The organism is Paenibacillus sp. NPDC056579 (genome assembly GCF_042793215.1).
Classification (GTDB): domain Bacteria; phylum Bacillota; class Bacilli; order Paenibacillales; family NBRC-103111; genus Paenibacillus_S.
Genome location: NZ_JBHTVD010000002.1, coordinates 1 through 23,539, shown reverse-complemented (window position 1 = coordinate 23,539; position 23,539 = coordinate 1). Strand labels below are relative to the sequence as shown.

Genomic DNA, 23,539 nt, shown 5'->3' with positions numbered 1-23,539 from the left:
AAAGAAGTTCGATTATTGCCCTTCTTCTATCAGCTTCTGAACCGTATCCACCAGCTGGAGCGGACTGAACGGCTTCACGATATAGGTGCTGACACCGGCAGCCTTCGCCCGCTCGCGGTCTTTTTCCAGCGCTTTGGCCGTCAACAGAATCACCGGAACCTGCCGATTCGGATTGTCGTGATTTCGCAGCCATTCGCATACTTCCACCCCGGTCAATTCCGGCATCATATAGTCAAGAATAATCAAATCGTAACGTTGGTTCCGAATTTCATTCAGCGCCTCTTTGCCGTCTTCCGCCTCCGTAATGTCGTATCCTTCATCGGATAACGTTTCCGTTAGTAAAAATCGCAGCGCCATCTCATCGTCGGCTAATAAAACACGGTAGTTGGCCATCGTAGTATTCTCCTTAAGTCCGTTGACAATTTGCTCCATTATACCATTTTCCGACCTCATTCGGTGGAAAATTTGATCCCAAGCCTGTGGCAAAATCAAAAACGATGATTTATCCGCACAAGGAACTATGTTACAATAAATCCGTTCATCATCTTTAGATAATATTTAGAAAAGTTAGTCATTTAGAACTATGGAAAGGCGATGAAAGCTTCCTTGGATAATTTAGACCCTATCATAAAAAAAGTGTCGAAACACGTTTCCTTCGGTCAGCCTGTTGCTGCCGGTTCGGTGATCAACCAAAGAATTTCCGATCCGCGAATCCCCATCTCGGCCTGTTATATGACGATGAAGCTGCACAATAAAGAGGATATTTGCTATTATGAGGCATGGCTGCAAAAAGACGGGCTGTTCGCCGTTACCGAAGCCTGGTACAAAGAGACGACCGTCCGGCGCAACCTGCTGCACGCTGACTTAACGTATGAACAGCTGCAGGAAGTGTATGGGGTTGAGGACGTTCAGGCCGTCGTTTCCCGGATGATCGAAATTATAAAAAAATCGGAGCAGGACGATTGGAGCCGATCTAGGAGAGCTTAACCACCAGGTTAGCTTTTCTTCTTTACATAGGCGCGCCATGAGCCTTCACGTATCGGAGCGCATCCACGAGAGTCGTTCCATACATAGATCCAGCCTTCCCGCTCCGGCCTCAGAGCATCACGGACCCATACCCGTTCGTAGTCGTTCGACTGGCCCGGTCCGTAGTATTCCTCCAACGCATCGAGATGAACGAGCGCTTCGTCATCCAACTGAAACCACTCGCCTTCAATACGCTCTTCCCCTTCCAGGACAAGCCCGGGATAAGGTCCGAAATCATAGAGCCTGCCGCAAACCGCTCCCGGCTCCACATGGCGCAAATACGGAGCGGCGATTTGATGATTGACCTCGCCCGTCAGCAAGGTGCCATATACAAAGACGCAAATCATCCGCTTCACCTCCCTTTACCAGCTGCTGAACACCACGGCCGCCGTGGCCGGCAGCCAGCATCGTGCATAGGATACACTACATCAAGCATTTGCTACAGCTTGTACCAAACCATCATACCATCCCGAAGGGAGATGCTCCGAATGTTAAGTCCGGAAGACGCTAACAAAATCATTTTGTTTTTATCCGCCGCCTACGGCTGTACCGATTCGGAAGAAGCTCAAGCCGAGTTTCATCGTTTGGCCAATGAGCTTCGCAAAGCATCCGGTCAACCGGAGGAATAAGAGCCGCTTCGGCTTCAAGGAAGCCGGGGGCTTGTCGAGTAAACATAGTTTGAATTCATCTTCAAGCTCCGTTGAGGTATCCCTCTCTGGAAGCTATTGAGATTTTCAATGGCGGGTACTTCAGGGTTAACCGGTTTTGTCGACAGCCTGTACCGGCTTCACGGAAGCCGTTTTTTTTGTGGGCAAGGCTTGTCCAAATTCAGTCCGGCTTTCGCTTAATTCAGCTTTCTGACGCCATTTCCTCCTGCGTAACGCTTCCGCGGGTTATTTGGCGTTGTTCCCGGCACGAATCCATCTATGAATGTGATTCACCTATGGTCATTCGCCCTCATATAGTAGTTCTGGAAAAAAATATGGCAAAATCCAAAAACACATATTGCCGATAATCTTACTTGGTTTTATAATAAAGCAAATAGACTTTCAGAGCATACGAATGCATGGGGTGGAATACATGGACTGGAGCATTGCTATTATGGGGCTGTTCGTCGGCCTTCTTGTCGGGTTAACCGGTGTTGGAGGAGCGGCATTGCTGACGCCTCTTCTCGTGTTGTTAGGAATTCAGCCGACCGTTGCCGTTGCCACCGATTTATTTTATAACTCCGTAACGAAGCTGTTCGGGAGTTTTCAGCATTACCGTCAAAAGACGATCAACTTTACGTTGACCAAATATTTAGCCTTCGGCAGTATCCCGAGCGCCGTAGCGGCTATTTTGCTGCTTGAGCTGTATCCGCCGCTGCATAGCATTCAAGAGACGATCGTGAAGCATACGCTCGGCATCGTCCTTATCATCGTAGCCATTTTGAGCATCGCCAAGCAATGGATCGGACGGCTCGACAGCAACCGCTGGCAGGAGAAGCCGATGGAAGAGAAACGATGGATGACGATCGGCATCGGCATCCTGCTAGGCTTTATCGTCGGGCTGACCTCAATCGGCTCGGGGTCGCTTTTTGCACTGGCGATGATGTTCTTCTTCCGCTTGAGAGCCGCCGAGCTGGTCGGCACGGATATCGCCCATGCGTTCCTTCTGGTAAGCGCAGCGGGCCTGATGCATGCCGGCTTCGGGAATATCGATTACGGCTTGGCCTTTAATCTGCTGGCCGGTTCCATTCCCGGCGTCCTCGTCGGCAGCGGATTATCCGCGAAGCTGCCCGCCAAACCGCTGCGGACGATTATGGCCGCCATCATCTTAATCAGCGGCTTCAAGCTGATCTGATCCCGGCGTCCGGACGGCGACTCCCTCCTGCTAGAGCCTGGAACGCACGGCAAGTACGCAATCCAGCGACCTTGGGCTGTCGCCGATGCATAGGGTATGTAGGCGGTCCATCTGACCCGGCGGAAAAGAAAAAAACCTCCAGCGAGGTTTTTTCATAGCGGATCGACCGCTCGTTTATATGGAACCCATGGACCGTCCCCTCAGCTTAAAGCTGACGGGCAACGGCTACACGGGTTTTTACGATAATTTTGCGAATGCTGTCCTCGGACAGATGGTATTGTTGAATCAGCTCGTGAACGCTCGAACCGTTCTCGTAGAGCCGATATATTTCGTGATTGCGCCGCTGGATCGTTAACCGTGTACCGTTATTTTCACCCCAGCCTGCGCGGGTTTGTTCCTTCTTCGGGATATAGATAATCTCGCCCTGGATGTAGTCCTGCAGCTGCTTAAGCAGGCTAGGGGGAAGAATATCCTTTCCGTTTTTGTAACCCATCGATGAAATCCTCCTTCCGTGCATTAGTTGCAAGCGCCGCCGTGAAAGAGATAAGCATTTTCATCTTTACACCTCCTAAGAGTTTTAACGTTAGGGTCATCCATGAAAACAAAAAAACACGATCTACCGACTCGTGCCTGGGTGCCATACTATATGTCATGGTTCATGTCAATGACGTCAGGTGAGGGTGGGAAAATGCTTATTCAGTTCAGCCAAAACCCTTTATTAGTTGTTGTGCTCATCGAAGCCACTCCTTTCGTCTAAGTGTCATGATCCAATTACTTCCTAATTGATTATACCTTATGTTAGCTCATCGTGTCTATTCGTGATTTTTGAAAAGTAGAGGGAGGCTTGAAGGCCTCCCCTTTGTTATGGAGCCTCTGCTTACGCAGAGACCACCTCAGGTTTCGTAATCATTGCTGCGATCACTCCTTTCTTTGAGTGTTAGCTGGCCTGCTACGAAATTTATTTTACTTCTTTTTACAGCTGATTCTCAAGCGAAAGAATCATTATAATGAATCTCTCCTGTCCACTTTCATCCAAGGGATAAATTTCATCTTCGGCCGGCGGACAACGATCGTCACCTGCGCTGCCTACTTATTTGTTATTTTATCGGACCCATGCTCTTGATTTCGGTTTTGACTTTGATGTTAATAACGGCGTCGGCCAAGGCGTCGCCCCAATGATCCTGAACCTCTTTCCAATGCTGGTATTCATACGCTCTGGCATAGAGACCGAGCCCTACCGGATCGATTCGATGCTTCTGCATTTTGTCAAATATACTATGGAATTGCTGCTCCATCTGTTCATTAATCCATCGCTCCAGCTTCGGCCTTTCTTCCTTCACATTAAATGGAAACAGCCGTTCCGTCAAGCTATAAAGAATGTTGACCGTAATATCGAAGCGAAACCGGCCCTGCGAATACGACGGCTTAATCAGCGTCTTCACTGTGCTAGGAGTAAGAGTGAGCTTGTTGTCGGGAATCACGTCCAGCTCGTCCTTCTCAGGAATCGCTATCGTAAACATCATTTCATCCAGCTCCTTATGCTGGAGTATTTTCAGCAGCGCGCTTTCCTGCAGCATGAGCTTGTCTACATACTTTCCCCGTTCGTTAAGCAGCGCCGTCCCCATAACTTCAACGGCCTTCTCCTTTTTGATTTCCGACATCGAAGGGGTGACGCCTTTCTCGAACATTTGCCGGTGCAGCTCCTGCAGCGTCGTTTTCAACGTAATATTTCTTTGATCCGCCGTATCGATCAGCTTCAATATGTGCAGGGAAAGACGCGGCTTGTCCGACGGATGGAAGTTGATAATGTCCGCGACCGGACCGTCTACGACGACGACTCTGGCATTGACCGCAACCTTGGCATTCCGGTAAACGATATCGATCAGGGGAAACCAATCCTCATGCTGCAGCAGCGACTTTCCGAGCAGCAGAACCTGAATCTTGCCCCCGATCGTGAGTCCCGTGCTCGTCAGATCAAACTTGCTTCTAGCTTGATACAGCGTCTCGGAATGGACGGCAATCTCCTCCGACTTGATGGCCGCTTCTTTGTTGAAGACTGGGCTCGAAAGAAAATAAACCAGCTGATTATCCTTGTCCAGATCAATTCCCAGCATCAAGCTCAGCGTCAAGTCCTCTACATTCAACCTGTCGCTGCAGCCTGTTAATACTAGCGCGGCCAGCATACAGACGATCATCCCTACACGCCGCATCATCCCGTTCTCCTTCTTTGGACGTAATCATACCCGCAGGTGTACAGCCACAGAACAACCGGAAGCACAAATGCGAATATAATGCCAAGCATACCGTATAATTTTTGCAAATTATCGTTTTGGGTGAACGTAAAATTAAAAATCAGAGGATACAGCACCATCCCGAGTAAATACAGCTTCAAATCCAGCCGATGGTCCTCCTTTCCCCGCAGCTGTGTCGTGCAATATACGGTCCAGAACAAGTACGAGGCCCATACGCGAAACACAACAAACAAATAAAAGGCCAGCAGCACGATTTCCAAACGTTCAATGAACTGAAACTCCACCACTTTTAGCAGATTAAGCGTAGGCTGCATGAACCATAAGATTCCTTCCGGACTGAAGAAGGTGAAGCACGATATGGTAATTAACAAAAAAATGCACATCGATATCGTGTTGGCAATGACAATTCCTGCCGGCGCCAAATGCTTTTTTTGCAAAAAGGGGTACAAGAAAAAGGCGACCTCGAATCCGAGGAAGGACACGACTGTCGTTTGTGCTGCCAGCAGGATCGGCTTCCACCCCTCTTTAACGACTGGAAGCAAATAATGCCAGTGCGCTTCCCCCCATGGAATAAAAAACACAAATGCCATCGAAAGAAATAAATAAAACGTAAGCTCGGCGTACCGCCCCAGCACGCGAAGTCCGTTTCTGGCGATAAGATAAGTCGGAATGGCAAACAGCAGCATAATCATAACATCCGGAGTTCTCGGCAATATCCATGTTTTTATAAACAGTAGCGATCTCGCCATAATGATGAACGTCAGGAAGCCGAAATAGGCGATCAGGATCACGCCGCCGCCGATTTTTCCCCATTTCCCGAAATAGACACCAAATGCATCGAGCAGCGTGGCGTCAGGATTTTTTTGCATGATCCGAATAATGATCAAGCTTGCAACAATCGACATTGCCCAGCCCAAGACGATCGATATCCAGCCGTCGGTACCGGCTTTTTCGGCCAGCTCCCTTGGAAGCTGTAAAATACCGACACCCAGCTGGGCGCCATGGATGAGCATTATATATTGCATGAACGTGATCTCGTTATAAGTGTATTTCCTCAAATGAGCCACCTCTATCTAGCTGCATGGTATGCTGTGTTACTTGATTGGCCCCAGATCCTTGATCCGCACCTTCAAAGCAATGTTGACCCGGGACTCGGCAAACGCTTCGCCCCATCGCTCCTTTATCTTGGACCAATGATCGTATTGGTAGGCTCTTGCATAATTGCCCAGCCCGAACGGATCGATTCGCAGCTTCTGAATTTTATGAACAAAAGCCGTCAGCTGGTTCTGCATCTGTTCTTGTATGATACGCTCCAGCTCCTGTTCATCCAGCTTCTCTCCCGGTGGAATCGCCTTCTCGGTCAGCACTACCGACAGGTTCACCGCCAGTTGAAACGAGAACCGGTCTTCCTGCCAGCCCGTCTTCACCTTCGTCGATACCTTCCGTACCGCGAAGCTGAGCTCATTCAGTTTAATGGGTCCTGTACTCTGTATGTCCGGGATAGAAACCGTCATTGGCATTTCCCCCTTGCCCTGCCCTTGCAGCATGCGCAGCAGCATATTTTCCTGAGGCTCGAGACGCGTAACATAGTTCCCCTGCTCATTCAGAAGAGCCGTTCCGTTCAGCTTAATCTCCTTCTCTTTGCGGATCTCCGTTATGTAGGGAGTCAATCCTTTATCCGTCATTTGCCGCTGAAGCTCCTGCATCGTCGTTTTGACGGTTAAGTTTCTCCGCGCGCTCGTATCTATCAGCTTCACCAAATGGAGCGGAAGACGAGGCTTGTCTCTAGGATAAAATTTGATGACTTCCGCTACCGGTCCGTCTACTGCGACCACTCTTGCATTGATACTGTTTTTCGCATCGCGGAAGGAAGAATCGAACAGCCGGAACCAATCCTTCTGCTCCAGGAGCTTTTTGCTTAACAGCACCAGCTGAGTTTTGCCTCCTACCGATAGCGCGCTTACAACCGCATCCATCTTTACCCTTGCTTGACGGAGTGTCAATGCCTTGATACCATACTCCTCTTCCTTATCTTTGGCTTCCCGGCTGAATACGGGGCTCGATTCATAGATGAGCAAATTTCCTTTTTCATCCAGATCGATTCCCGTCATAAGGATCACGGTCAAATCCTCAAGATCGCGCCGGTCGCCGCAGCCTGAAACCAGGAGCATAGCCGCTGCAATAAGCCCGAGCAGTATCGGTAAGAAACGCTTCATCTGCCGAGCCTCCTCTGAACATGGTCGCGAAGCTTTATGTAGACCGCAAGGCATACGGGTAACGCCAATGCATAGACCAACCCGGCTTGGCTGATCCTTTTGATCCATTCCTCATTCGTCGAAAACGATGGATCGAAAGCGAAGGCGACCGCAACGAGTGAAAGCAAGAATAGCGCAACATAGACGGAATCGTTTTGCTTGTTCAACAACCACCCGACAATGTACGTGTAGCAGCTGATAAAAGGAAGCCAGGTAGTTGATATGGCGAACAGGTAAGCGGACAAAAAGACGATTTCAAGCCTTTCGACAAAACGGAATTCGATGGACTTCAACACATTGATCGTAGGCTGGTTGTAATTCGTTATTTCATCCGGACTGAAGTATAAGAAGCACACAAGCGTAATATACAAAAATACGATCAATGACAACGTATTGGCAATGACGATTCCAGCTGCTGCCCATTGTTTTTTTTGTAAAAACGGATAGAAAAAGAACGCCACCTCAAAGCCCAAAAATGAATAGGCCGTCGGCTGCACAGCCGTCAATATCGGCCCCCAGCCATCCTTGAACAGCGGCAGCAAATAAAGCCAATTGCCTTCGAGCGACGGGATCAGCAAAAACAGCATGACCGGAAGCGATGAGAAAAACACGAACTCCGCATAGCGGCCCAATATCCGAAAGCCGTTTCTAGCAATGAGAAAGGACGGCAAGGCGAACAGCAGCAAAATAATATAGAGCGGAGTATTCGGCAAAATCCAACTCTTGATAATGAGAGCCGCCGCTACCATATTCGCTGCTGCCCCGACAATGTAGATCATGGCGAAGATGACGGCTGTCAGCTTGCCGACGGCTTTGCCAAAGCAATGCGTCATCAGATCGAGTAAAGTTCCTTGCGGATACCGTTTCGCCGCCTGAATCAAACACAGGCCTGCCGTCAGGGAGATGGCCCAACCGATCAGCAGCGCTATCCAGCCGTCCGTACCGCCCTTTTCCGCCAGTATACGCGGCAGAGACAGCTGTCCGACGCCTACCTGCGCACCGTGAATGAGGAAAATATATTGCAAAAAAGTAACTTCGTTGTGAGCATACTTTTTCATTTGCCGTCACCCCTAGGCCGATTAGAGCCTTGCCGCCTCATTTGCGTAGCCCGCGCACTAACAGGACGCTTCGTCATTTTCCATATCGGAAAACGAAAGATTGTATCCTTCAGATCGGAAAAGCGGACCGGCGCAAAAGGACTGCCGTAAGGCGTCCCGAGCGATTCCAGTGCAATCAGGTGCCCGATCAGGGTCATCAGTCCGATGACAATCCCTACGATGCCGAACATCCACGCCATCAGCATCATCGGGAAGCGCAGCAGGCGGATCGCCGAAGCCATGTCGTAATTCGGGATAATAAAGGAAGCAATGGCCGTTGAGGCTACAACGATAACCATGATATTGCTTACGATTCCTGCCTGCACGGCCGCTTGCCCTATGACGATACCTCCAACGATGCCGACCGTTTGGCCAATCGGCGACGGAAGCCGGACACCTGCTTCTCTAAGCATCTCCAGCGTGATCTCCATGAGCAATGCCTCTACAAAAGGCGGAAACGGAACGCGCTCCCTCGACTCGCCAATAGACAAGATTAGCTTTACGGGGATCACCTCGTAATTAAACGAAATGGCCGCAATATATAACGAAGGAAGACAGATCGCAAGCAGAAAAGCCATAAACCGCATTAGTCGGTTGAACGATGCGACCAGCCATCGTGTGCTGTAATCGTCAACGCTTTGAAAGAACGATGTAAACGACGCCGGACCTACCAGGACGGCAGGAGAGCGATCGACGACAATGGCGAGTCTCCCTTGCAAAATTTGCGATGCAACCGCATCGGGGCGCTCCGTGGAGATAAATTGCGGGAACGGCGAAAACGGGTTATCCTCGATAAACCCTTCCAGCTCTCCCGAATTTAATATGGCATCGACATCGAGCAGCTTGATCCGGTCATACAGCTCCTGCAGTACCTCAGGATGCGCCACATCCTCCAAATACATGATGATAACGGATGTTTTGCCTCTCCGTCCGACGATGATGCTTTTCATTTTCAGCTCGCGATCGGGAATGTAACGGCGAATAAGAGCAATATTTTGCGAAGCCGTTTCGACGAACCCTTGATGTCCGCCTTTCAGCGAGGATTCGATCTGCGGGTCCTCTATCGCCCTTTGCGGCCATCCTTGCGTATCATAGCTGTATGCTACGGTGCTTTCATTGATAATAAGCACGCTAAGGCCGTGCAGTATCGCATGCTCGATATCGTTAATGCCGGTAATTTCCGTTACGGAGCCGACTGTGACGGGCAGATCGGACGTACTGCTCCCCGTTTGAAGCTGAAGGGGATCGAGGACGTTGTTTGTGATCGAATTTTTGTCCGTTAATCCTTCCAAATAAACGAGTGCGGCTCTTTGGCCGGTCTGTTTAATAATGAGATGACGCACAATGAGATCGGGAGTATCGCGGAAAATATCCCGAATGCTCAGTACATTTTGGGACAGGTCGCCGCTAATCAGGTTCGGCTGTGGCTGCTGTTGGATTTGCTGTTGAATCGGGCTTTTATGCATAAGCCCTGTGAGCCATTTTCTCAGAAAGCCCATAGACCATCCCATTCCATCTCAGAATTCGACATACGGTTACTATGCCAATTCATTGGAAAATTATTCGTTCTGCTAGCAGATCCGGGCAGCTGCGGAGATTTTTGGAGATAGGCAAAAAGGGAGGAAGATGAAGGTATTCCATCCGGCCGCAGAGGCCGCAATCGTCAAAAAGGACGGTGCCGTGAAAGGCACCGTCCTTGGAATTATTGAGGGGGACAGACAAACAAATAAATTCTGTTTCTGGTACCGCTCGAAGCGCACCCGGTCTCCGGCCTGCAGCAGCGACGGCCTCTCCCATTTCAGGGTCAAACAGCCGTATCTGCGTTCGGCTATCAGCTGCCAGCTCCCGGGAAAAGCCAGCGGGTCATTGCCGGTCTGCGTCTCGGCAATCCCGCTTGAGCCAAGGCTATTCGATCGTCCGCCCCGGCGGGTTCCAGCCGGTCCCGGATGTAGCTGCGGTTCATCGGCTAAAATCCGCGCTGGCAAAACCAGGACGCGCATACATCCGTCCATGCTTTGACGCCGGGCTGTTCGGCAGCCAAGCCCAATCCGTGACGGCCGCTCTCGAATACATGGAGCTCGAACGGAACCTTGTTGCGGCTGAGCGCCGAAGCAAACAGCAGACTGTTCTCCACCGGAACGGAGGCATCGTCCGCCGTATGCCACAAAAATGTAGGCGGAGTCAGCTCCGTCACCTGCTTTTCGTTCGACATCAGCTCAACGAGCGCCGCATCCGGCTCTTCGCCCAACAAGTTGTTAAGCGATCCCTTATGGGCATATTCGCCGAAGCTGATGACTGGATAACAAAGCACGAGCAGATCCGGACGGCTGCTTTGGCGTTCGATCGGGTCCTCCGCGTCAGGGCGTCCCGAATCAAAATGCGTACCGGCGGAAGAAGCGGCGTGGCCGCCTGCAGAGAAGCCGAGAATACCTACGCGGCCGGGATCCACGTTCCATTCGGCGGCACGGCTGCGCACCGTACGAATGGCGCGCTGCGCATCGGACAGCGGGTTCGGATGACGGTACGGCGCCACCCGGTAATGAACGACGAACGCGGAGATGCCGAGCGAATTCAGCCACTGGGCAACCGGCTCCCCCTCATGCTGCGCTCTACGCGCATAGCCCCCGCCAGGGCATACAATTATTGCTGCGGAAGGCTCAGCGCCTTCCACAAGGTAAGGCACGAGCGTCGGTACATCCTCCGCTTCGTTCCCCAAAGCATTCGGCGTGCCGTCAGGCCATAATACTAAACTCATCCTGCATTCCTCCTATAGATATGAAAATAAGCAAAAGAGTACATGCTTAAATCATACTATACACCGGGTTATACTTGAAGAAATGTTTGGAAAAATCAATCTTTTTTCTCCTCACACCTAGCTGTTTAAGCCTGCTGGACGAGAAGCGATTCCAGACATTCGATCAAAAACTCGTTTTCCTCTCTTGTTCCTACGGTAACGCGAATATGCTCCGGCAATCCCCAGCCGGTGCCATACCGGACAATGACTCCTTGCGCCATAAGCCGCTGATACAAATTACCGGCATCGGGACCGAGCTCGAGCAAGATGAAATTGCTCATGCTCTCCGTAAACTTCAGCCCCAGCCTGCGGAATGCTTCATACAGCTGCTCCCGGCCTTCCTCGTTGACCTTCCGGGATTCCTGCACATGCTCCGTGTCTGTAATGGCCGCTGTTGCTGCAGCTTGCGCAAGCGCGTTAACGTTAAAGGGCTCCTTCACCTGCAAAATCGTTCGGATAATGTCCGGCGACGCGGCGCCGAAGCCGACCCGAATGCCGGCCAGCCCGTAAATTTTCGAAAACGTCTGGAGCACAATGACAGGATATCCCTGCCGAACGTACTCCAGCCCGTCGGAATAATCTTCGGCCGAAGCGTAATGGCTGTAGGCGGCGTCGAACATTACAAGCACCCGTTTCGGCAAACGGTCCAGGAGACGCTGCAGATCGGCTTTCGGCAAGTAAGTCCCCGTCGGATTATTAGGAGAGCATAAGTATACAATCTTCGTCCGCTCCGTTACGGCTGCCAGCAGCCGATCCACATCATAACGGAACTGATCGTCAAACGAAACCAAGACCGGCGTAGCCCCCATCAAATGACCGCCGAACTCGTATTCGCTGAATGTCGGATGAGGAATTACAATCTCATCGCCCTTATCGAGATAGGCTTCCGCGACGAGCTTGATCAGCTCATCCGCTCCATTCGTCACAATAAGCTGATCGGATTGCAGATTCAGCTGCGCAGCGATAGCCTCGTTCAGCCCTTTCGTAGCCGCATCGGGATAACGGTGAATTTCCGGCAAGTAGGCGAGGAGCGCTTCGACAGCTTTAGGCGAGGCTCCAAGCGGATTTTCGTTCGACGCCAGCTTGACGACCTTCTCGATTCCGAGCTCCTGCTGCACCTCCCACGTCGGCTTGCCCGGGGAATACGGCTTCAAGTTTTTCAGAGCTTGACGTGCTTGTACTTGTGATTCGTTTGGACTCATTGGTGAAAACACCCCTTCGTTGGTACTTTATTACGATAATTCGATATTACACTAATGCATTAATTAAGTAAAGTATTAAATCGTTAAAATCCCCACTTGAAAATTAGCAAATAGCAGATTCTCTATTCGATGTCTGATAGACCGCTGCCCTATCCTTAGGGCAACAGATAAGAACCGATGTCTTCCTACAGCCTCATGGTAGGGAAGTGCACATTACGCCCAAGGACATCAGAGAGGCCATCTTCTGGCTGTCACGGGCAGCCGGCACACGAAAAAGAGCCGTACCGCTAACGGCACGACTCTTTTTTTTATTATTTAGACCAGAAGGCGACCAAAGCCTGCGCATAATTTTGCAGCACTTGCTTGGCTGCGGCGGTGATCTGATCGTCCTTGTTGTTAAGATGCTTCAGGAAGTTGTCATCAACGAATTGGATCGCCTGCTCGATGGAGCCTTTATCATAATGATGCTGAGCCTGCTTCAGGCTGTTCGTCAGTTGAGGAACCAGAGAGCCTGTCAACTCTCCGGAAGCGGCATACCCTTCGACCAGTCCCGATAAAGAAGCTAGAGTCGGCGTCACCTGGAAGCTTAAAGTTTGTGCTGTCACATTACCCGCCTTATCGGCAATGTCTACGTTTATCGATTGCTGGCCGATCCGGGCTGTCAGCGGAATGGTCGCCTGGGTTTCGTAGGTGGCTCCAAGAACCGTAAAGCTTTGCTTGGCCAGTCCCGACAATCCGTCCTGTGCCTGAAGCTGCACGTTCAGCGTATCCGTGTCGGCAAAGCTTAACGACGATGCATAAGGCTTCCCGTTCAATGTCAATTGATAGGTTGGCTTCGTTTTATCGATTTGGATTTGCACCGAGCCCTCAGGCTCCGTGAGACCCTCTTCGTTGGTATACCGGTAAGCAATCGTATGCTTGCCTTCCTGAGTAATGGAGAGCGGTCCTGTATAGGATGCCCACGCCTGCTGGCCGTTCAGCCGGTATTCAATAGACCCGGTTCCAGACTCCGTATTCATCGCACTGAGCGCAACGTTCACGCTGCCGTTATACCATTCTGCGATGTCTTTGCCCGCTGCTTGAGGTTTGATCGCGGTCACAGCATTCGGACCTACATCGGCAGGAGTAAGCGGCTGGCGGAGCGCCGGAGCCGTCGAATACTCGTCAGCGCCGACGTCTATTGCATCCCGAGGCTGACCGTCCATATCCTCGTTCAGGAACGGATAGCTGCCGGTTCCTGTATTGATTGCCGGACTGCCGGCAGACAGCTTTTGCAAGCCGCCTAGAGTCACGAACAGCGGATCCGCTTCGCGTATTTCGTATGTAGCCCGCGTGACGTTGTCCAGCGTTCCGCCGTAGCCGATATTTCCTTCGAAGAACGTGTTCGACGTCTTAACCTCGCTGTACAGCGGACCGCCGGATCCTACCACCAAATTGTTCGCTACTACGCTGTCGACCGGCGCGTACGTATAGCTCTTCCCGACAACGATGCCGTTGGATGCATTCACCATCGTATTGTTCGTCACTTGAGCCCGGTACACGCGCCAATGCTTCGCCAGCACGCTGGAGTCGTAATTGCTGCCGTCCGGCCCGGCATCGTAATCGCCGCCGTCGATATGAATCGCACCGGATATATTCTCGAAATAGTTGTTGTAAATTTTTTGGTCATTCGCGTAAATACGCAAGCCGCCTACGCCCGACTTTCCATCGACACGGAAGAAATAGTTGCCGTAATAGCTGTTCGCATGTCCGTGACGGGCGGTTACTTGCCCTTTATTGTTAATGAACGTGTTGTAGCGAACCGTATTGTTGCCGCTTTTCACGGAAATGACTTCCGGATCGCTGTCTAAGTTGACGAACAAATTATATTGGATTGTGGTATATCCGTTGCTCATGGACGATCCGGACAAGCCTACGCGAATCGTCTCGCCTCCGTTGGTCGTCTGAGGCGCCGCATCATGGAAGTAGTTGTATTCGATTACATCATATTGGGACATGACGCCGTTCTGGAAGGCGATCATTTGACCCAAATCTCCGCGTGGGCCGAACTCATTATGATCGATCCGGTTATGATGGCTGTTGTTGCCCCCGAACTGAACCCACTTCCACCCTGCAGGATTATTAACGACGGCCATGGCGAACGTATTGCGGGTAACGCGGATGTTGTTGCTGTTGTTCATATTGACGGCGATCGCCGTTCCCGTAAATTTGAAGCCCTGAATGACGATATAAGAGGAATTGCTGATGTTAAACCCGGCGCGTGCCGTCAGTTCAGCCTGGCCTTGGTTTTCGGCCTTAATCGTAATCGGGGCGGACGGCGTCCCGTTCTTGCCGCTAATGCTGAAGGCGCCGGTATGTGAATAAACCCCGTCGGCAAGCACAATCGTCGTTCCCGCCGTGGCTGCGCTGATGGCGGCTGTCAATTCGGCCGTTGTTGTGACACGAACGGCATTGTCCTGCTGCACGGAAGCATCCGATGAAGCGCTTACCAAAGCAGCCGTTTGAACCGGAGCGGTCGACTCCGAAGCGGCCGCCATGCCTGCAGGCAGCAGCATGGTCCCCACGCAAACGCACTGGAGAACGCGAAAAACCTTTTTACGCATAATCAATCCCAACCTTTCGCACATGATTGTTGTAATAAGGAAGCTTGGAGCCCTTCCTTGTTCATATCGGGCTCGCGGTGGATCATACCTTTTGCCTTCCGATGGGAGCGTTTACAACTGTTGCAATATGGAATGGCTCAAGATATACGCTAAAACATAGCTTGTCTTTTAATATACGACATCTTGACGATAGATGGACATAGTCAAATCTCCGATCTATTTGTCGATTATTCACTACATGAGGAGTCGTTATGAACAGGAGCTTTTAAGCAATTGGAAAATAGTGTATTATCTAGTTAGATGATTTTTAAATTTAATAATAATCAAATTAGTTTTGGAACTACATCATGAAAAAGACGGGAGCCGGTATAATGAGCACAACTTTTTACCTTGTCAGACATGCCATAAAAGAAAAGGGGTCACAGGACGTCGGTCTAACCCTCGAGGGCGTACAGCAGGCACGGAAGACGGCTGAGCGATTTCGCCAATTGCCCATACAGCATATCGTCAGCAGTCCGCTGAGAAGAGCGAAGCTAACGGCTGCGTTGATTGCTGAAGCAACAAACCTTACCGTTTCAGAGGATCGTCGTCTGCGGGAGCGGGCTAACTGGGGAGATTTGCCGGGACAATCGTTCGAGGCGTTTGTTGCGATGTGGGAGCGGTGCACCCAGGACCGCGACTACTCCCCGCCGGTCGGCGACTCTGCGAGGAAGGCAGGCGAACGGTTGTCTTCCTGCCTGTCGGAGCTTTCCGAGCGATATCCGGAGGATCACTTGATCGTCGTAACTCACGGCGGGCTGATAACCGATTTTTTGGTCAATGTGTTCTGCGAGGAGGAATTGTATCTTAAACATCCTCATTTTATTGCGGAGCAAAGCCACTTGATCGCAGAGTGCTCTATAACGGAGATACGCTGTAAGGGCAGGATATTTGAATGGGTTAGCTTTGCCGATACCCGCCATTTGCATACGAAGGACAGTTAATATTCCGGCGATAATACCAGATGCTTTGTCCAATCAAAGAGACATCCTCTTGCATCTCTTGTATTGTACCTATCAAAATGAAGGAGCGATGTACAATGGCATGCATCAAAGTGTATTCAACCGGTCCACTTGAGAACCAGGCAAACAATCGTTCAACGACGGTCTTTACAAAAGTGTTAAACAACAGTCGCACCAAGAACGTGAGAGTAAGAGTTCTGGTATTCCAGTTAAACGGAAGCAAAAGACTGATTAGCAACCGACTTCTCACTGTCCCGCCAGGATCATCAAATTTCATAGCTACCGACCTGAACTCCAGCGTGTTTCAATTTGAAGTCAGAATTAGAGTCCTTGGCAGCGCATTGCTTGGCGTTTTTGGGAAAACGGCGAGAGGAAACCTTAACCCGACCCACCGTTTAGTTCATAGCGAATTAACTCTTCTGAAAAGACGCAAGTAATCGCCCTACTCCAATGAAAAAGCTGGCGCATTAAATGCACCAGCTTTTTCATTTCACAGGCTGAGTTAGCCGTAAACCTTGACCTACCAGATCACTTCCCAGTTCGAATTGAGCTCGGCTTCGATCGTTCCCTTTTCCATTATATAAGTAGCAAGCAGCTCCGCCATGTCCGTCGGAATATCCTTCACGATCGGCTTCCCTTGAAACATCGTGTAGTTGCCGCCGCCGGCCGCACGGTAGTTGTTCATAACGACATCGTACTGCGCTTGCCTGTCGAGCGGCTTGCCTTGAATTTGCAGGAACACGACCCGTTCGCCGGGTGGCCGGGAAATGTCGAGCTTATACTCGATGCCTTCCCACATATCGTAGTTGTAATGCTGAGGCTTCGGCTCGTTGAAGGAAGGATGTACCTTCACTTCTCCCCCGTCGTACGTTTCGAAATAAGAGGCTGAGCGCTCCAGCGCATCCTTGATATCCTGCCCGCTTATTCGAATCACCTGAAGCGTGTTCGGATAAATATAGTTCGATACAATATCGCGCATCGTAATATCGGACGGAAAGCCCGGAGACACATTATCAAACAGAGCCGTATTGGATATAGGGGCTCCGGACAAGTCCATCTGCACCCGGTTGATGAACTCGATCAGAGGGTGCTCCTTCAGTCTCACCTGCATCGCATCCGTAATCCTCATATCGCCAAGCAGCTTGCCGATCGGGCTGTCCAGCCACTCCTGCGTCAGCTTCTCATGCGGGGCTACGAGCTCCGTAATGGCTTCGACCGGCTCCATCCCAACCGGCGACAGCAGCCCGGATTCGACTTGCACAATCTCCCAGCGCTCCTCCTTCTTCTCCAGGCGAAGTTGCATTTTTCCGAGGAAGGATCCTTGGCTCCCCGGCTGAAGCACCGCCACCCCATGGATGAAGCAATCGGCAATCGTTCGATGCTGGTGACCGGTTAATAGCACGTCTATCCCTTCGATATCGGCGCAAAGCGCATATCCGACATTCTCGCGCGTTAGCGGCTCTATCGCTTCTCCTGTGACCAAATCCCTCTCGAAGCCTCCATGATAGGAAACGATCATGACATCCGGCCGTTCCTGCTCTCTGATGTAGGCGACCCACCGCTTAGCCGACTCGAACGCATCCTCAAACCGCAAGCCTGCAATATGCTCCGGCTTCTCCCAATTCGGGATATAATGTGTCGTCAGCCCCAATATCGCTACCCGCACTCCTTCCGGAAACTCCAACATACGGTAGGGACGCCCGAAAAACGGCTCGCCGCTCTCGGCATCGACAATGTTGGCGCTGAGCCACGGAAAGCTCGACTCCTGTATTGCTTTGTGCAAAAAAGGAAGGCCGTAATTGAATTCGTGATTGCCTATTACCGCCGCGTCGCACTTCATTTCGTTCAGGCAGGCGATCATCGGATTCGGCGCCTTGTCGTTCTTCTTGGCATGATGATAAGCCAGAGGTGTTCCTTGAATCAAATCGCCGTTATCTATAAAAAGGACATGCTCGTTAACGCTGCGTTCCCGTTCAATCAGCCGGGCTATTTTGGCAAAGCCGCTTTCGGTCGGGGCATTGTTCGCATACTGGATAGGCAGCATCGACCCGTGAAGATCGCTTGTCTCCAAAATTGTGATCGTGCAGCTTTGACGGTTCGTCATGACAGGAATCAGCTCCGTTCGCCATTTTTTTCAAGTTTAGATTGTTTTCACTATATCAAAAATACAATCATGCAATCAATTACGGCATAAAATTAACATTTTTTATGAACTTCGCGGTGCTCCTTAACATTTTTTTTACTGTTGCTCCATGTATTCTGTGCTATAGTATAAAAAGAAATAAATTCCAATATTAACTGGAGGTCAAAAAGAATGTTCAAAAAAATGACAGCTATCAGTTTAACGCTGTTGCTATCCGCGGGAATTGCAGCGGGCTGTGCCAAGAAACCCGAGCCTACACCGGCTGCTCCGGCGCCTGGAGACAAGAAAGAAACGGCTGCCAAAGGGTTCGTGCCTAAAGAATTGAGAGTTCAATTCGTTCCTTCCCAAAGCGCTGAAACGCTGGAAGCAAAAGCTAAGCCGCTTGAGAAGCTGCTAGGGGACAAGCTTAACATTCCGGTTAAAGTATCCGTATCGACCAACTACAACACCGTTATCGAAGCTATGGCCTCCAAGCAAGTGGACGTAGGCTTCCTGCCTCCGAACGCCTATGTGCTGGCGCATGACGAGAAGAAGGCGGCAGACCTGCTGCTTCAAGCGCAACGCTTCGGCATCGAGGATGCAACAGGCAAAGACACGAAAGATCTCGTGGACTTCTACAAAGCAATGATCATCGTAAAAGCTGATTCGCCGATTAAAGATATTAAAGATTTGAAAGGCAAGAAAATCGCTTGGCAAGGCGTTACTTCTTCCGCAGGCTACGTATGGCCGGCAAGCGAAATGAAGAAAGCCGGCGTTGACCCTGAGAAGGACGTTACCGGCATTGAAGTAAAAGGGCACGATAAAGGGGTTCTCGCGGTTCTTAACGGCCAAGTGGACGCTGCCGCTATCTTCCAAGACGCTCGTAACACGGTAGTGAAGGATGTACCGGACGTATTCTCCAAAACGAAGGTGCTTGCTTTCACTGCTCCGATCCCTAACGACACAATTACCGTTCGTAACGATATGGACCAAGCGTGGAGAGATAAAATTGCGCAAGCGTTCATCGATATCGGTAAAGATCCGGAAGGCGCGAAAATCATTTTCGACGTATACTCGCACCGCGGATACATGAAATCCGACGACAAGAAGTTCGACGTTGTACGTGAGTACTCCAAATTGGTCGGTCAATAATATATGAAAGCCACCCGTGAACCGGGTGGCTTTGTTTTGGGGTTGGGATAAGTGCATCTCAGTTTGTAGAACCGTCCTGGTCCGATAAACAGCTGCTTCCGTACCCTTAAATAAAAAACCGTCCCTTACTGAATAGGGTGCTGTGATTGGCCCGAATTCAGCTTACGAGACGGTTTTTTTATGATTTTGTTTCTCTTTGCTAGTGAGAAGTTCTCTCAATCGATGATTACACCAGCCGCTTGCGGATCGCCGCGGAAATGTAGTCGATGATCGTAACCATCACGATAATTCCGATCAGAATGATGCTGACGCGGTCCCATCCTCTTGCTTCCAAGGCGAAAACAAGCGGCGTACCGATCCCGCCGGCTCCTACTAAACCAAGAGTTGAGGCGGAGCGAACATTAATTTCAAATCGATACATTGCAAAGGATAAAAAGTAGGGAAGAACTTGCGGGATAACCGCAAACCAGAGCACCTGCAGCCGATTGCCTCCACACGCAACCAACGCTTCCGTTGGCCCCAGATCCAAGCTCTCGATGGCTTCCGAATACAGCTTGCCGAGCATCCCGATAGAATGAAGCCCCAAGGCCAGTACCCCTGCATAAGCCCCCGGACCGACCGCTTTAATAAAGATGATCGCCATAATGATTTCCGGAAACGTACGGATCAAGCTTAGCAGAAGCTTGCCCGAGCCTGAAACCCATTTGAATCGGCTCATATTATTGGCAGCCCAAAATGCGAACGGAATGCACAGCAACGCGGAAATAAAGGTACCCAGGATGGAGATCGCCAGCGTCTCCAGCAGCCCTCTAAGCAAATCCTCACCTTCAGGAAGGTATACATACCCCCAGTCCGGATGAGCTAGGCCTCGCAAAATAGCCATGGTATCACGGCCGGCATTTTCTGTTAAACCTTCAAAATTGAGCCCGACAATGGACCAAACATAGATGGCAAGGATAATAACCGTGACCAGCCAAAAACGGATACGGAACGGTTTTTTCATTAAAGGATTTGTCATAGCAGCCTCTCCCTTACTTTCGTGCTGATATAGTCGATAATCAGTACGATTGCCAGCGTCAATATAATAATTAACGACGCACGATCATAACGGAATTGCTGCAATGCCCGGTCGAGGAACAAGCCGATCCCGCCGGCACCGACCAGCCCCAGCACCGTCGCCGCCCGTATATTGACTTCGAATGTGTAAAGGAAATAGGCCATATATTGAGCCGTAACCTGGGGAACGACGCCAAAATGAATCCACTGCCATTTGTTTGCCCCTACGGCCGTCATTGCTTCAAGCGGACCAGGGTCAATAGTTTCAATCGATTCGTAAGTTAATTTTGCAATCAGCCCAAACGCGAAGAAAGATAATGCAAGTACACCTGGCATTGACCCAATTCCATACATCGCAACAAATAAGGCTGCATAAAGCAGCTCAGGAATCGCTCGAATCAGATTCAAAATAATCCGTGTCGGATGATAAATCCAGGGAGAACGCGTTACGTTGCCTGCGGCCAGCAGCGCTACCGGAATAGCGACTATACCGCCGACGGTCGTCCCGATGACCGCCATCTGCACCGTCTGCATCATCGGCTTCCATACGACGTCAATATAGCTCCAGTCGGGCGGTACCATCTCGACGAGCAGCTTGCCCATCTCAGGTAAGCCGATGATCAGCTGGGCGATCGTTGCATTCGTCTTAACCGCGCTCCACCAGAGCAGGACGATAATCAGCAGCGTCGACATGTACGATTTGGTATGGGATGGCTTGCGCAGCGGCTTAAGCCCTTGCTCGGATGACATCAGTCTTCCCTCCCAAGCAGCTCGTCCTTCTTGATGGCCCTGCCGTATATTTCGGAGAATTTCTCGTCCGTCGCCTCGGCCACCGGACCGTCAAATACGACTTCACCGGCGCGCAAACCAATAATTCTTGTGGCATATTCTCTTGCCAAGTCGATAAAGTGAAGATTCACGACAGTCGTAATGCCCAGATCCTGATTGATTCGTTTCAAATCGTCCATAACTTGTCTCGTCGTCAACGGGTCAAGCGAGGCTACCGGCTCATCGGCCAAAATGATTTTCGCTTCCTGTGCGAGCGCCCGGGCTATCGAGACACGCTGCTGTTGTCCGCCGGACAGCTCATCCGCACGGGAATAAGCTTTCTCTCGAATATTTACCCGCTCCAGCGCCTTCATGCACAGCTCGATATCCTCTTTCGGGAACATCCCGAGCAGCGTGCGTAACGTCGAATGGTAGCCGACCCGGCCGGACAATACGTTGCGCAATACGCTGACACGCTTGACGAGATTAAAGCTTTGGAAAATCATGCCGATATCGCGGCGCATCCGCCGAAGCTCGGCACCGCGCGCATTCGTAATCGACCTGCCGTCGATCAGTATTTGACCGTCGGTAATCTCATGCAGCCGGTTCATGGACCGCAGCAGCGTCGATTTACCCGCTCCGGACAGCCCGACTATGACGACGAATTCACCCGGATGAATAGTCAGGTTAATATGTTTCAGACCAATGGTTCCATTGGGGTACACCTTTGAAACATTTTGAAATTGGATCATAGGTAACGACGTTCTCCTCTGGTATAAAATGACTATCTTTACTCCTTAAAATTCGACATAAATTTCCTATTTCCTTTTTTACAAGGGTTTTCATAAAAGCTTAATATAATGCATCCATTTTTATGAATTCGCCAAAAAAGCCGCCCCCCTGGATGGAGAGAACGGCAAATACGACGTGCTATGTATTGGAATTATTGCGATACAAGCGGGACGAGCCATTGGATCAAAAGCGTACACGGGACAAGCAGGAGCTGTGCAAGCCATGTGCCGCAAAATCGGGAAAACATGAGCCAGCCATACATTTTGCTGATCGAGCTCATGCTCGCTTGCCCGTTCATCGCCCTGTCGGTCAGCAGTGCGATTTGCGGGTCGACCAGCATCGTCATCAGAATCGTGGCGATGCCGTTGACCAGTCCCGACGATTGGGAGGCGGCAATGCTGTACTCCGGCATCAGGAAGGAGGCGTAGAGCGCGGACAGCACCCCGACGGTGTAAATCCCGGTAATGAGCATATTCAGCAGCATCAGCCGTTTAGGTACACCGCCGACGCGCAAGCGAGACAGCATCGACCAGGTCGGCAGCTTGAACTGCCGGCCGGCATATTTCAGGCTGCGAATGGACACCGAATCGCGGACGAGCTTCGGCAGCGAGCCGGTAACCTCGAGCCGCGTAATCATTTTGGCCGAGATGCGCACCGCCGTCGGGAACAGGACGATCGCAAGCAAAGTGCCAAGCGACGCCCCGGCGATCATTACGTGCATTTGCGCCTCCAGCGATACGCTCGGATCGCGCTTAGCCTGGTCGATGACGCTGCCCATCATCGGCCCTTGGACGAGATTGGATGTCCGCGACAAGAGGACTACAATCCCTGTAAGCGACAAAGCTACGGCCAGCTTGCCTGTCCGCACTCCGGCCAAACGGAGCGCATAAGACAATGTCTCCACCGCATGAATAACAAGGGTCAGCACGGCGACCCAAATCACTTTATCCGTCATCCGCTTGTCACCGCCCCATAGAAGAAGGCTCTGGAGGCATATAAACTTAGCGGCGGCTGACTGGAGAGCCGGATTGCTTTTTCCCGATTCCAATCGTTCAACACGATCAACCTCCTATTCATCCTATGCGCTGTGCTTCCGCACGGAAACTATGCCTCTGTGACCCTTAAGTCTGCAGCCGGCAACCATTATTCTGTGAGCATAAATTCGGCAGCCGGAAATCATTCGTGGAACCTTTTTCGAAGAAGCCTTGAGCACTTGTGACTTGGACCGCAAATGGCTCACGAACTCGATTCGTTCCGAATCGAATATAATAGCGTAGTCGGATTCAACATCACTTTCTGCTGAGTCTGCATCACTTTCTTCTAAGTCTGCATAACCTGTCTGCCATGGAGATCGAAACTCCAAACAACTACTTCAAGCGTAACGGACACAGCATCCGTTATTTCCTCAAAAAGGGGCATTCCGTGCGTGCTATCGGACATAGGATCCGCTATTGGGTGATTTCCCCATCAAATGTAGCAGAATTCGGTTAGGCCCCCTAATTCCGGAAAGTTCTTGAGATAACTCACGCCTATCGTAGAATAGCTGTTCTTTCCAGCATTTTACGAGGATTTTCGTT

Annotated in this window: 22 protein-coding genes; 5 read left to right on the top strand and 17 right to left on the bottom strand. The window is 50.8% G+C overall.

What is annotated here, in order from left to right:
• Positions 1-12 precede the first annotated feature (12 nt).
• Positions 13-393: a response regulator gene (locus ACFQ88_RS07690; protein ID WP_379453717.1), complete on the bottom strand. Its 381-nt coding sequence runs from the start codon at positions 391-393 to the stop codon at positions 13-15.
• A gap of 213 nt (positions 394-606) precedes the next feature.
• Between ACFQ88_RS07690 and ACFQ88_RS07685 the strand changes: the two genes are divergently transcribed.
• Positions 607-987 carry a hypothetical protein gene (locus tag ACFQ88_RS07685; RefSeq protein ID WP_239632436.1) on the top strand — a complete coding sequence of 127 codons (381 nt, stop codon included), beginning with the start codon at positions 607-609 and terminating at the stop codon, positions 985-987.
• Positions 988-995: 8 nt separating this feature from the next.
• Here ACFQ88_RS07685 and ACFQ88_RS07680 read toward each other — a convergent pair whose 3' ends face one another.
• Entirely contained in the window at positions 996-1,373 is a 378-nt protein-coding gene (locus ACFQ88_RS07680; protein ID WP_379453716.1) for a gamma-glutamylcyclotransferase family protein, read from the bottom strand.
• Between the two features lie 141 nt (positions 1,374-1,514).
• On the opposite strand from ACFQ88_RS07680, the gene ACFQ88_RS07675 reads away from it, so the two are divergent.
• Both ACFQ88_RS07675 and ACFQ88_RS07670 read left to right on the top strand, forming a co-directional pair.
• Complete coding sequence (locus ACFQ88_RS07675) at positions 1,515-1,655, top strand: N-acetylmuramoyl-L-alanine amidase (protein ID WP_239632432.1); 141 nt, start codon at positions 1,515-1,517, stop codon at positions 1,653-1,655.
• A 451-nt stretch (positions 1,656-2,106) separates the two neighbouring features.
• On the top strand, positions 2,107-2,868 hold the full coding sequence (locus ACFQ88_RS07670; protein WP_379453715.1) for a sulfite exporter TauE/SafE family protein: 762 nt from the start codon (positions 2,107-2,109) through the stop codon (positions 2,866-2,868).
• Positions 2,869-3,073: 205 nt separating this feature from the next.
• Here ACFQ88_RS07670 and ACFQ88_RS07665 read toward each other — a convergent pair whose 3' ends face one another.
• The 10 genes from ACFQ88_RS07665 to ACFQ88_RS07620 all read right to left on the bottom strand — a co-directional run bounded on the left by ACFQ88_RS07665 (position 3,074) and on the right by ACFQ88_RS07620 (position 15,071).
• On the bottom strand, positions 3,074-3,361 hold the full coding sequence (locus tag ACFQ88_RS07665; RefSeq protein WP_239632427.1) for a CD3324 family protein: 288 nt from the start codon (positions 3,359-3,361) through the stop codon (positions 3,074-3,076).
• A 604-nt stretch (positions 3,362-3,965) separates the two neighbouring features.
• A complete protein-coding gene (locus ACFQ88_RS07660) occupies positions 3,966-5,081 on the bottom strand; it encodes a Ger(x)C family spore germination protein (RefSeq protein WP_379453714.1) in 1,116 nt (371 codons plus the stop codon).
• Positions 5,078-6,178 (bottom strand): GerAB/ArcD/ProY family transporter, encoded by a 1,101-nt coding sequence (locus ACFQ88_RS07655; RefSeq protein WP_379453713.1) that lies wholly within the window; start codon positions 6,176-6,178, stop codon positions 5,078-5,080. The genes ACFQ88_RS07660 and ACFQ88_RS07655 overlap by 4 nt, the downstream gene beginning before the upstream one ends.
• Before the next feature lie 36 nt (positions 6,179-6,214).
• The gene (locus ACFQ88_RS07650) at positions 6,215-7,336 is read right to left on the bottom strand and encodes a Ger(x)C family spore germination protein (RefSeq protein ID WP_379453712.1); all 1,122 of its coding nucleotides are present in this window, start codon (positions 7,334-7,336) and stop codon (positions 6,215-6,217) included.
• Positions 7,333-8,433, bottom strand: a complete 1,101-nt coding sequence (locus tag ACFQ88_RS07645; RefSeq protein WP_379453711.1) for a GerAB/ArcD/ProY family transporter — start codon at positions 8,431-8,433, stop codon at positions 7,333-7,335. The genes ACFQ88_RS07650 and ACFQ88_RS07645 overlap by 4 nt, the downstream gene beginning before the upstream one ends.
• Entirely contained in the window at positions 8,430-9,971 is a 1,542-nt protein-coding gene (locus ACFQ88_RS07640) for a spore germination protein (protein WP_379453710.1), read from the bottom strand. The genes ACFQ88_RS07645 and ACFQ88_RS07640 overlap by 4 nt, the downstream gene beginning before the upstream one ends.
• A 332-nt stretch (positions 9,972-10,303) precedes the next feature.
• On the bottom strand, positions 10,304-10,435 hold the full coding sequence (locus tag ACFQ88_RS07635; RefSeq protein ID WP_379453709.1) for a hypothetical protein: 132 nt from the start codon (positions 10,433-10,435) through the stop codon (positions 10,304-10,306).
• Between the two features lie 3 nt (positions 10,436-10,438).
• On the bottom strand, positions 10,439-11,227 hold the full coding sequence (locus tag ACFQ88_RS07630; RefSeq protein ID WP_379453708.1) for an alpha/beta hydrolase: 789 nt from the start codon (positions 11,225-11,227) through the stop codon (positions 10,439-10,441).
• Between the two features lie 125 nt (positions 11,228-11,352).
• On the bottom strand, positions 11,353-12,468 hold the full coding sequence (gene hisC, locus ACFQ88_RS07625) for a histidinol-phosphate transaminase (RefSeq protein WP_379453707.1): 1,116 nt from the start codon (positions 12,466-12,468) through the stop codon (positions 11,353-11,355).
• 311 nt (positions 12,469-12,779) lie between these two features.
• Complete coding sequence (locus ACFQ88_RS07620) at positions 12,780-15,071, bottom strand: chondroitinase-B domain-containing protein (protein WP_379453706.1); 2,292 nt, start codon at positions 15,069-15,071, stop codon at positions 12,780-12,782.
• A 371-nt stretch (positions 15,072-15,442) separates the two neighbouring features.
• On the opposite strand from ACFQ88_RS07620, the gene ACFQ88_RS07615 reads away from it, so the two are divergent.
• Positions 15,443-16,054, top strand: a complete 612-nt coding sequence (locus tag ACFQ88_RS07615; RefSeq protein WP_379453705.1) for a histidine phosphatase family protein — start codon at positions 15,443-15,445, stop codon at positions 16,052-16,054.
• 538 nt (positions 16,055-16,592) lie between these two features.
• Here ACFQ88_RS07615 and ACFQ88_RS07610 read toward each other — a convergent pair.
• Complete coding sequence (locus tag ACFQ88_RS07610; RefSeq protein ID WP_379453704.1) at positions 16,593-18,176, bottom strand: bifunctional metallophosphatase/5'-nucleotidase; 1,584 nt, start codon at positions 18,174-18,176, stop codon at positions 16,593-16,595.
• Between the two features lie 210 nt (positions 18,177-18,386).
• Here ACFQ88_RS07610 and ACFQ88_RS07605 point away from each other — a divergent pair, with 210 nt between their 5' ends.
• Entirely contained in the window at positions 18,387-19,346 is a 960-nt protein-coding gene (locus ACFQ88_RS07605) for a phosphate/phosphite/phosphonate ABC transporter substrate-binding protein (RefSeq protein WP_379453703.1), read from the top strand.
• Positions 19,347-19,572: 226 nt separating this feature from the next.
• Here ACFQ88_RS07605 and phnE (ACFQ88_RS07600) read toward each other — a convergent pair whose 3' ends face one another.
• From phnE (ACFQ88_RS07600) to ACFQ88_RS07585, 4 genes are all read right to left on the bottom strand, one after another.
• Entirely contained in the window at positions 19,573-20,364 is a 792-nt protein-coding gene (gene phnE / locus ACFQ88_RS07600; RefSeq protein ID WP_379453702.1) for a phosphonate ABC transporter, permease protein PhnE, read from the bottom strand.
• Positions 20,361-21,152, bottom strand: a complete 792-nt coding sequence (gene phnE, locus ACFQ88_RS07595) for a phosphonate ABC transporter, permease protein PhnE (protein WP_379453701.1) — start codon at positions 21,150-21,152, stop codon at positions 20,361-20,363. The genes phnE (ACFQ88_RS07600) and phnE (ACFQ88_RS07595) overlap by 4 nt, the downstream gene beginning before the upstream one ends.
• A complete protein-coding gene (gene phnC, locus ACFQ88_RS07590; protein ID WP_379453700.1) occupies positions 21,152-21,922 on the bottom strand; it encodes a phosphonate ABC transporter ATP-binding protein in 771 nt (256 codons plus the stop codon). Before phnC ends, phnE (ACFQ88_RS07595) begins: the two co-directional genes overlap by 1 nt.
• A 191-nt stretch (positions 21,923-22,113) precedes the next feature.
• Positions 22,114-22,917 carry a lipid II flippase Amj family protein gene (locus ACFQ88_RS07585; RefSeq protein ID WP_239632392.1) on the bottom strand — a complete coding sequence of 268 codons (804 nt, stop codon included), beginning with the start codon at positions 22,915-22,917 and terminating at the stop codon, positions 22,114-22,116.
• Positions 22,918-23,539: the final 622 nt, after the last annotated feature.

Excerpts from the sequence above, each read along its gene's own strand:
- ACFQ88_RS07665 (WP_239632427.1), bottom strand. The coding sequence starts at position 3,361 with ATGGGTTACAAAAACGGAAAGGATATTCTTCCCCCTAGCCTGCTTAAG.
- ACFQ88_RS07675 (WP_239632432.1), top strand. The coding sequence starts at position 1,515 with ATGTTAAGTCCGGAAGACGCTAACAAAATCATTTTGTTTTTATCCGCC.
- phnE (WP_379453701.1), bottom strand. The coding sequence starts at position 21,152 with ATGTCATCCGAGCAAGGGCTTAAGCCGCTGCGCAAGCCATCCCATACC.
- ACFQ88_RS07670 (WP_379453715.1), top strand. The coding sequence starts at position 2,107 with ATGGACTGGAGCATTGCTATTATGGGGCTGTTCGTCGGCCTTCTTGTC.
- hisC (WP_379453707.1), bottom strand. The coding sequence starts at position 12,468 with ATGAGTCCAAACGAATCACAAGTACAAGCACGTCAAGCTCTGAAAAAC.
- ACFQ88_RS07610 (WP_379453704.1), bottom strand. The coding sequence starts at position 18,176 with ATGACGAACCGTCAAAGCTGCACGATCACAATTTTGGAGACAAGCGAT.
- ACFQ88_RS07630 (WP_379453708.1), bottom strand. The coding sequence starts at position 11,227 with ATGAGTTTAGTATTATGGCCTGACGGCACGCCGAATGCTTTGGGGAAC.
- ACFQ88_RS07620 (WP_379453706.1), bottom strand. The coding sequence starts at position 15,071 with ATGCGTAAAAAGGTTTTTCGCGTTCTCCAGTGCGTTTGCGTGGGGACC.
- phnC (WP_379453700.1), bottom strand. The coding sequence starts at position 21,922 with ATGATCCAATTTCAAAATGTTTCAAAGGTGTACCCCAATGGAACCATT.
- ACFQ88_RS07680 (WP_379453716.1), bottom strand. The coding sequence starts at position 1,373 with ATGATTTGCGTCTTTGTATATGGCACCTTGCTGACGGGCGAGGTCAAT.
- ACFQ88_RS07635 (WP_379453709.1), bottom strand. The coding sequence starts at position 10,435 with ATGAACCGCAGCTACATCCGGGACCGGCTGGAACCCGCCGGGGCGGAC.
- ACFQ88_RS07640 (WP_379453710.1), bottom strand. The coding sequence starts at position 9,971 with ATGGGCTTTCTGAGAAAATGGCTCACAGGGCTTATGCATAAAAGCCCG.
- ACFQ88_RS07585 (WP_239632392.1), bottom strand. The coding sequence starts at position 22,917 with ATGACGGATAAAGTGATTTGGGTCGCCGTGCTGACCCTTGTTATTCAT.
- ACFQ88_RS07660 (WP_379453714.1), bottom strand. The coding sequence starts at position 5,081 with ATGATGCGGCGTGTAGGGATGATCGTCTGTATGCTGGCCGCGCTAGTA.
- phnE (WP_379453702.1), bottom strand. The coding sequence starts at position 20,364 with ATGACAAATCCTTTAATGAAAAAACCGTTCCGTATCCGTTTTTGGCTG.
- ACFQ88_RS07645 (WP_379453711.1), bottom strand. The coding sequence starts at position 8,433 with ATGAAAAAGTATGCTCACAACGAAGTTACTTTTTTGCAATATATTTTC.
- ACFQ88_RS07605 (WP_379453703.1), top strand. The coding sequence starts at position 18,387 with ATGTTCAAAAAAATGACAGCTATCAGTTTAACGCTGTTGCTATCCGCG.
- ACFQ88_RS07690 (WP_379453717.1), bottom strand. The coding sequence starts at position 393 with ATGGCCAACTACCGTGTTTTATTAGCCGACGATGAGATGGCGCTGCGA.
- ACFQ88_RS07615 (WP_379453705.1), top strand. The coding sequence starts at position 15,443 with ATGAGCACAACTTTTTACCTTGTCAGACATGCCATAAAAGAAAAGGGG.
- ACFQ88_RS07650 (WP_379453712.1), bottom strand. The coding sequence starts at position 7,336 with ATGAAGCGTTTCTTACCGATACTGCTCGGGCTTATTGCAGCGGCTATG.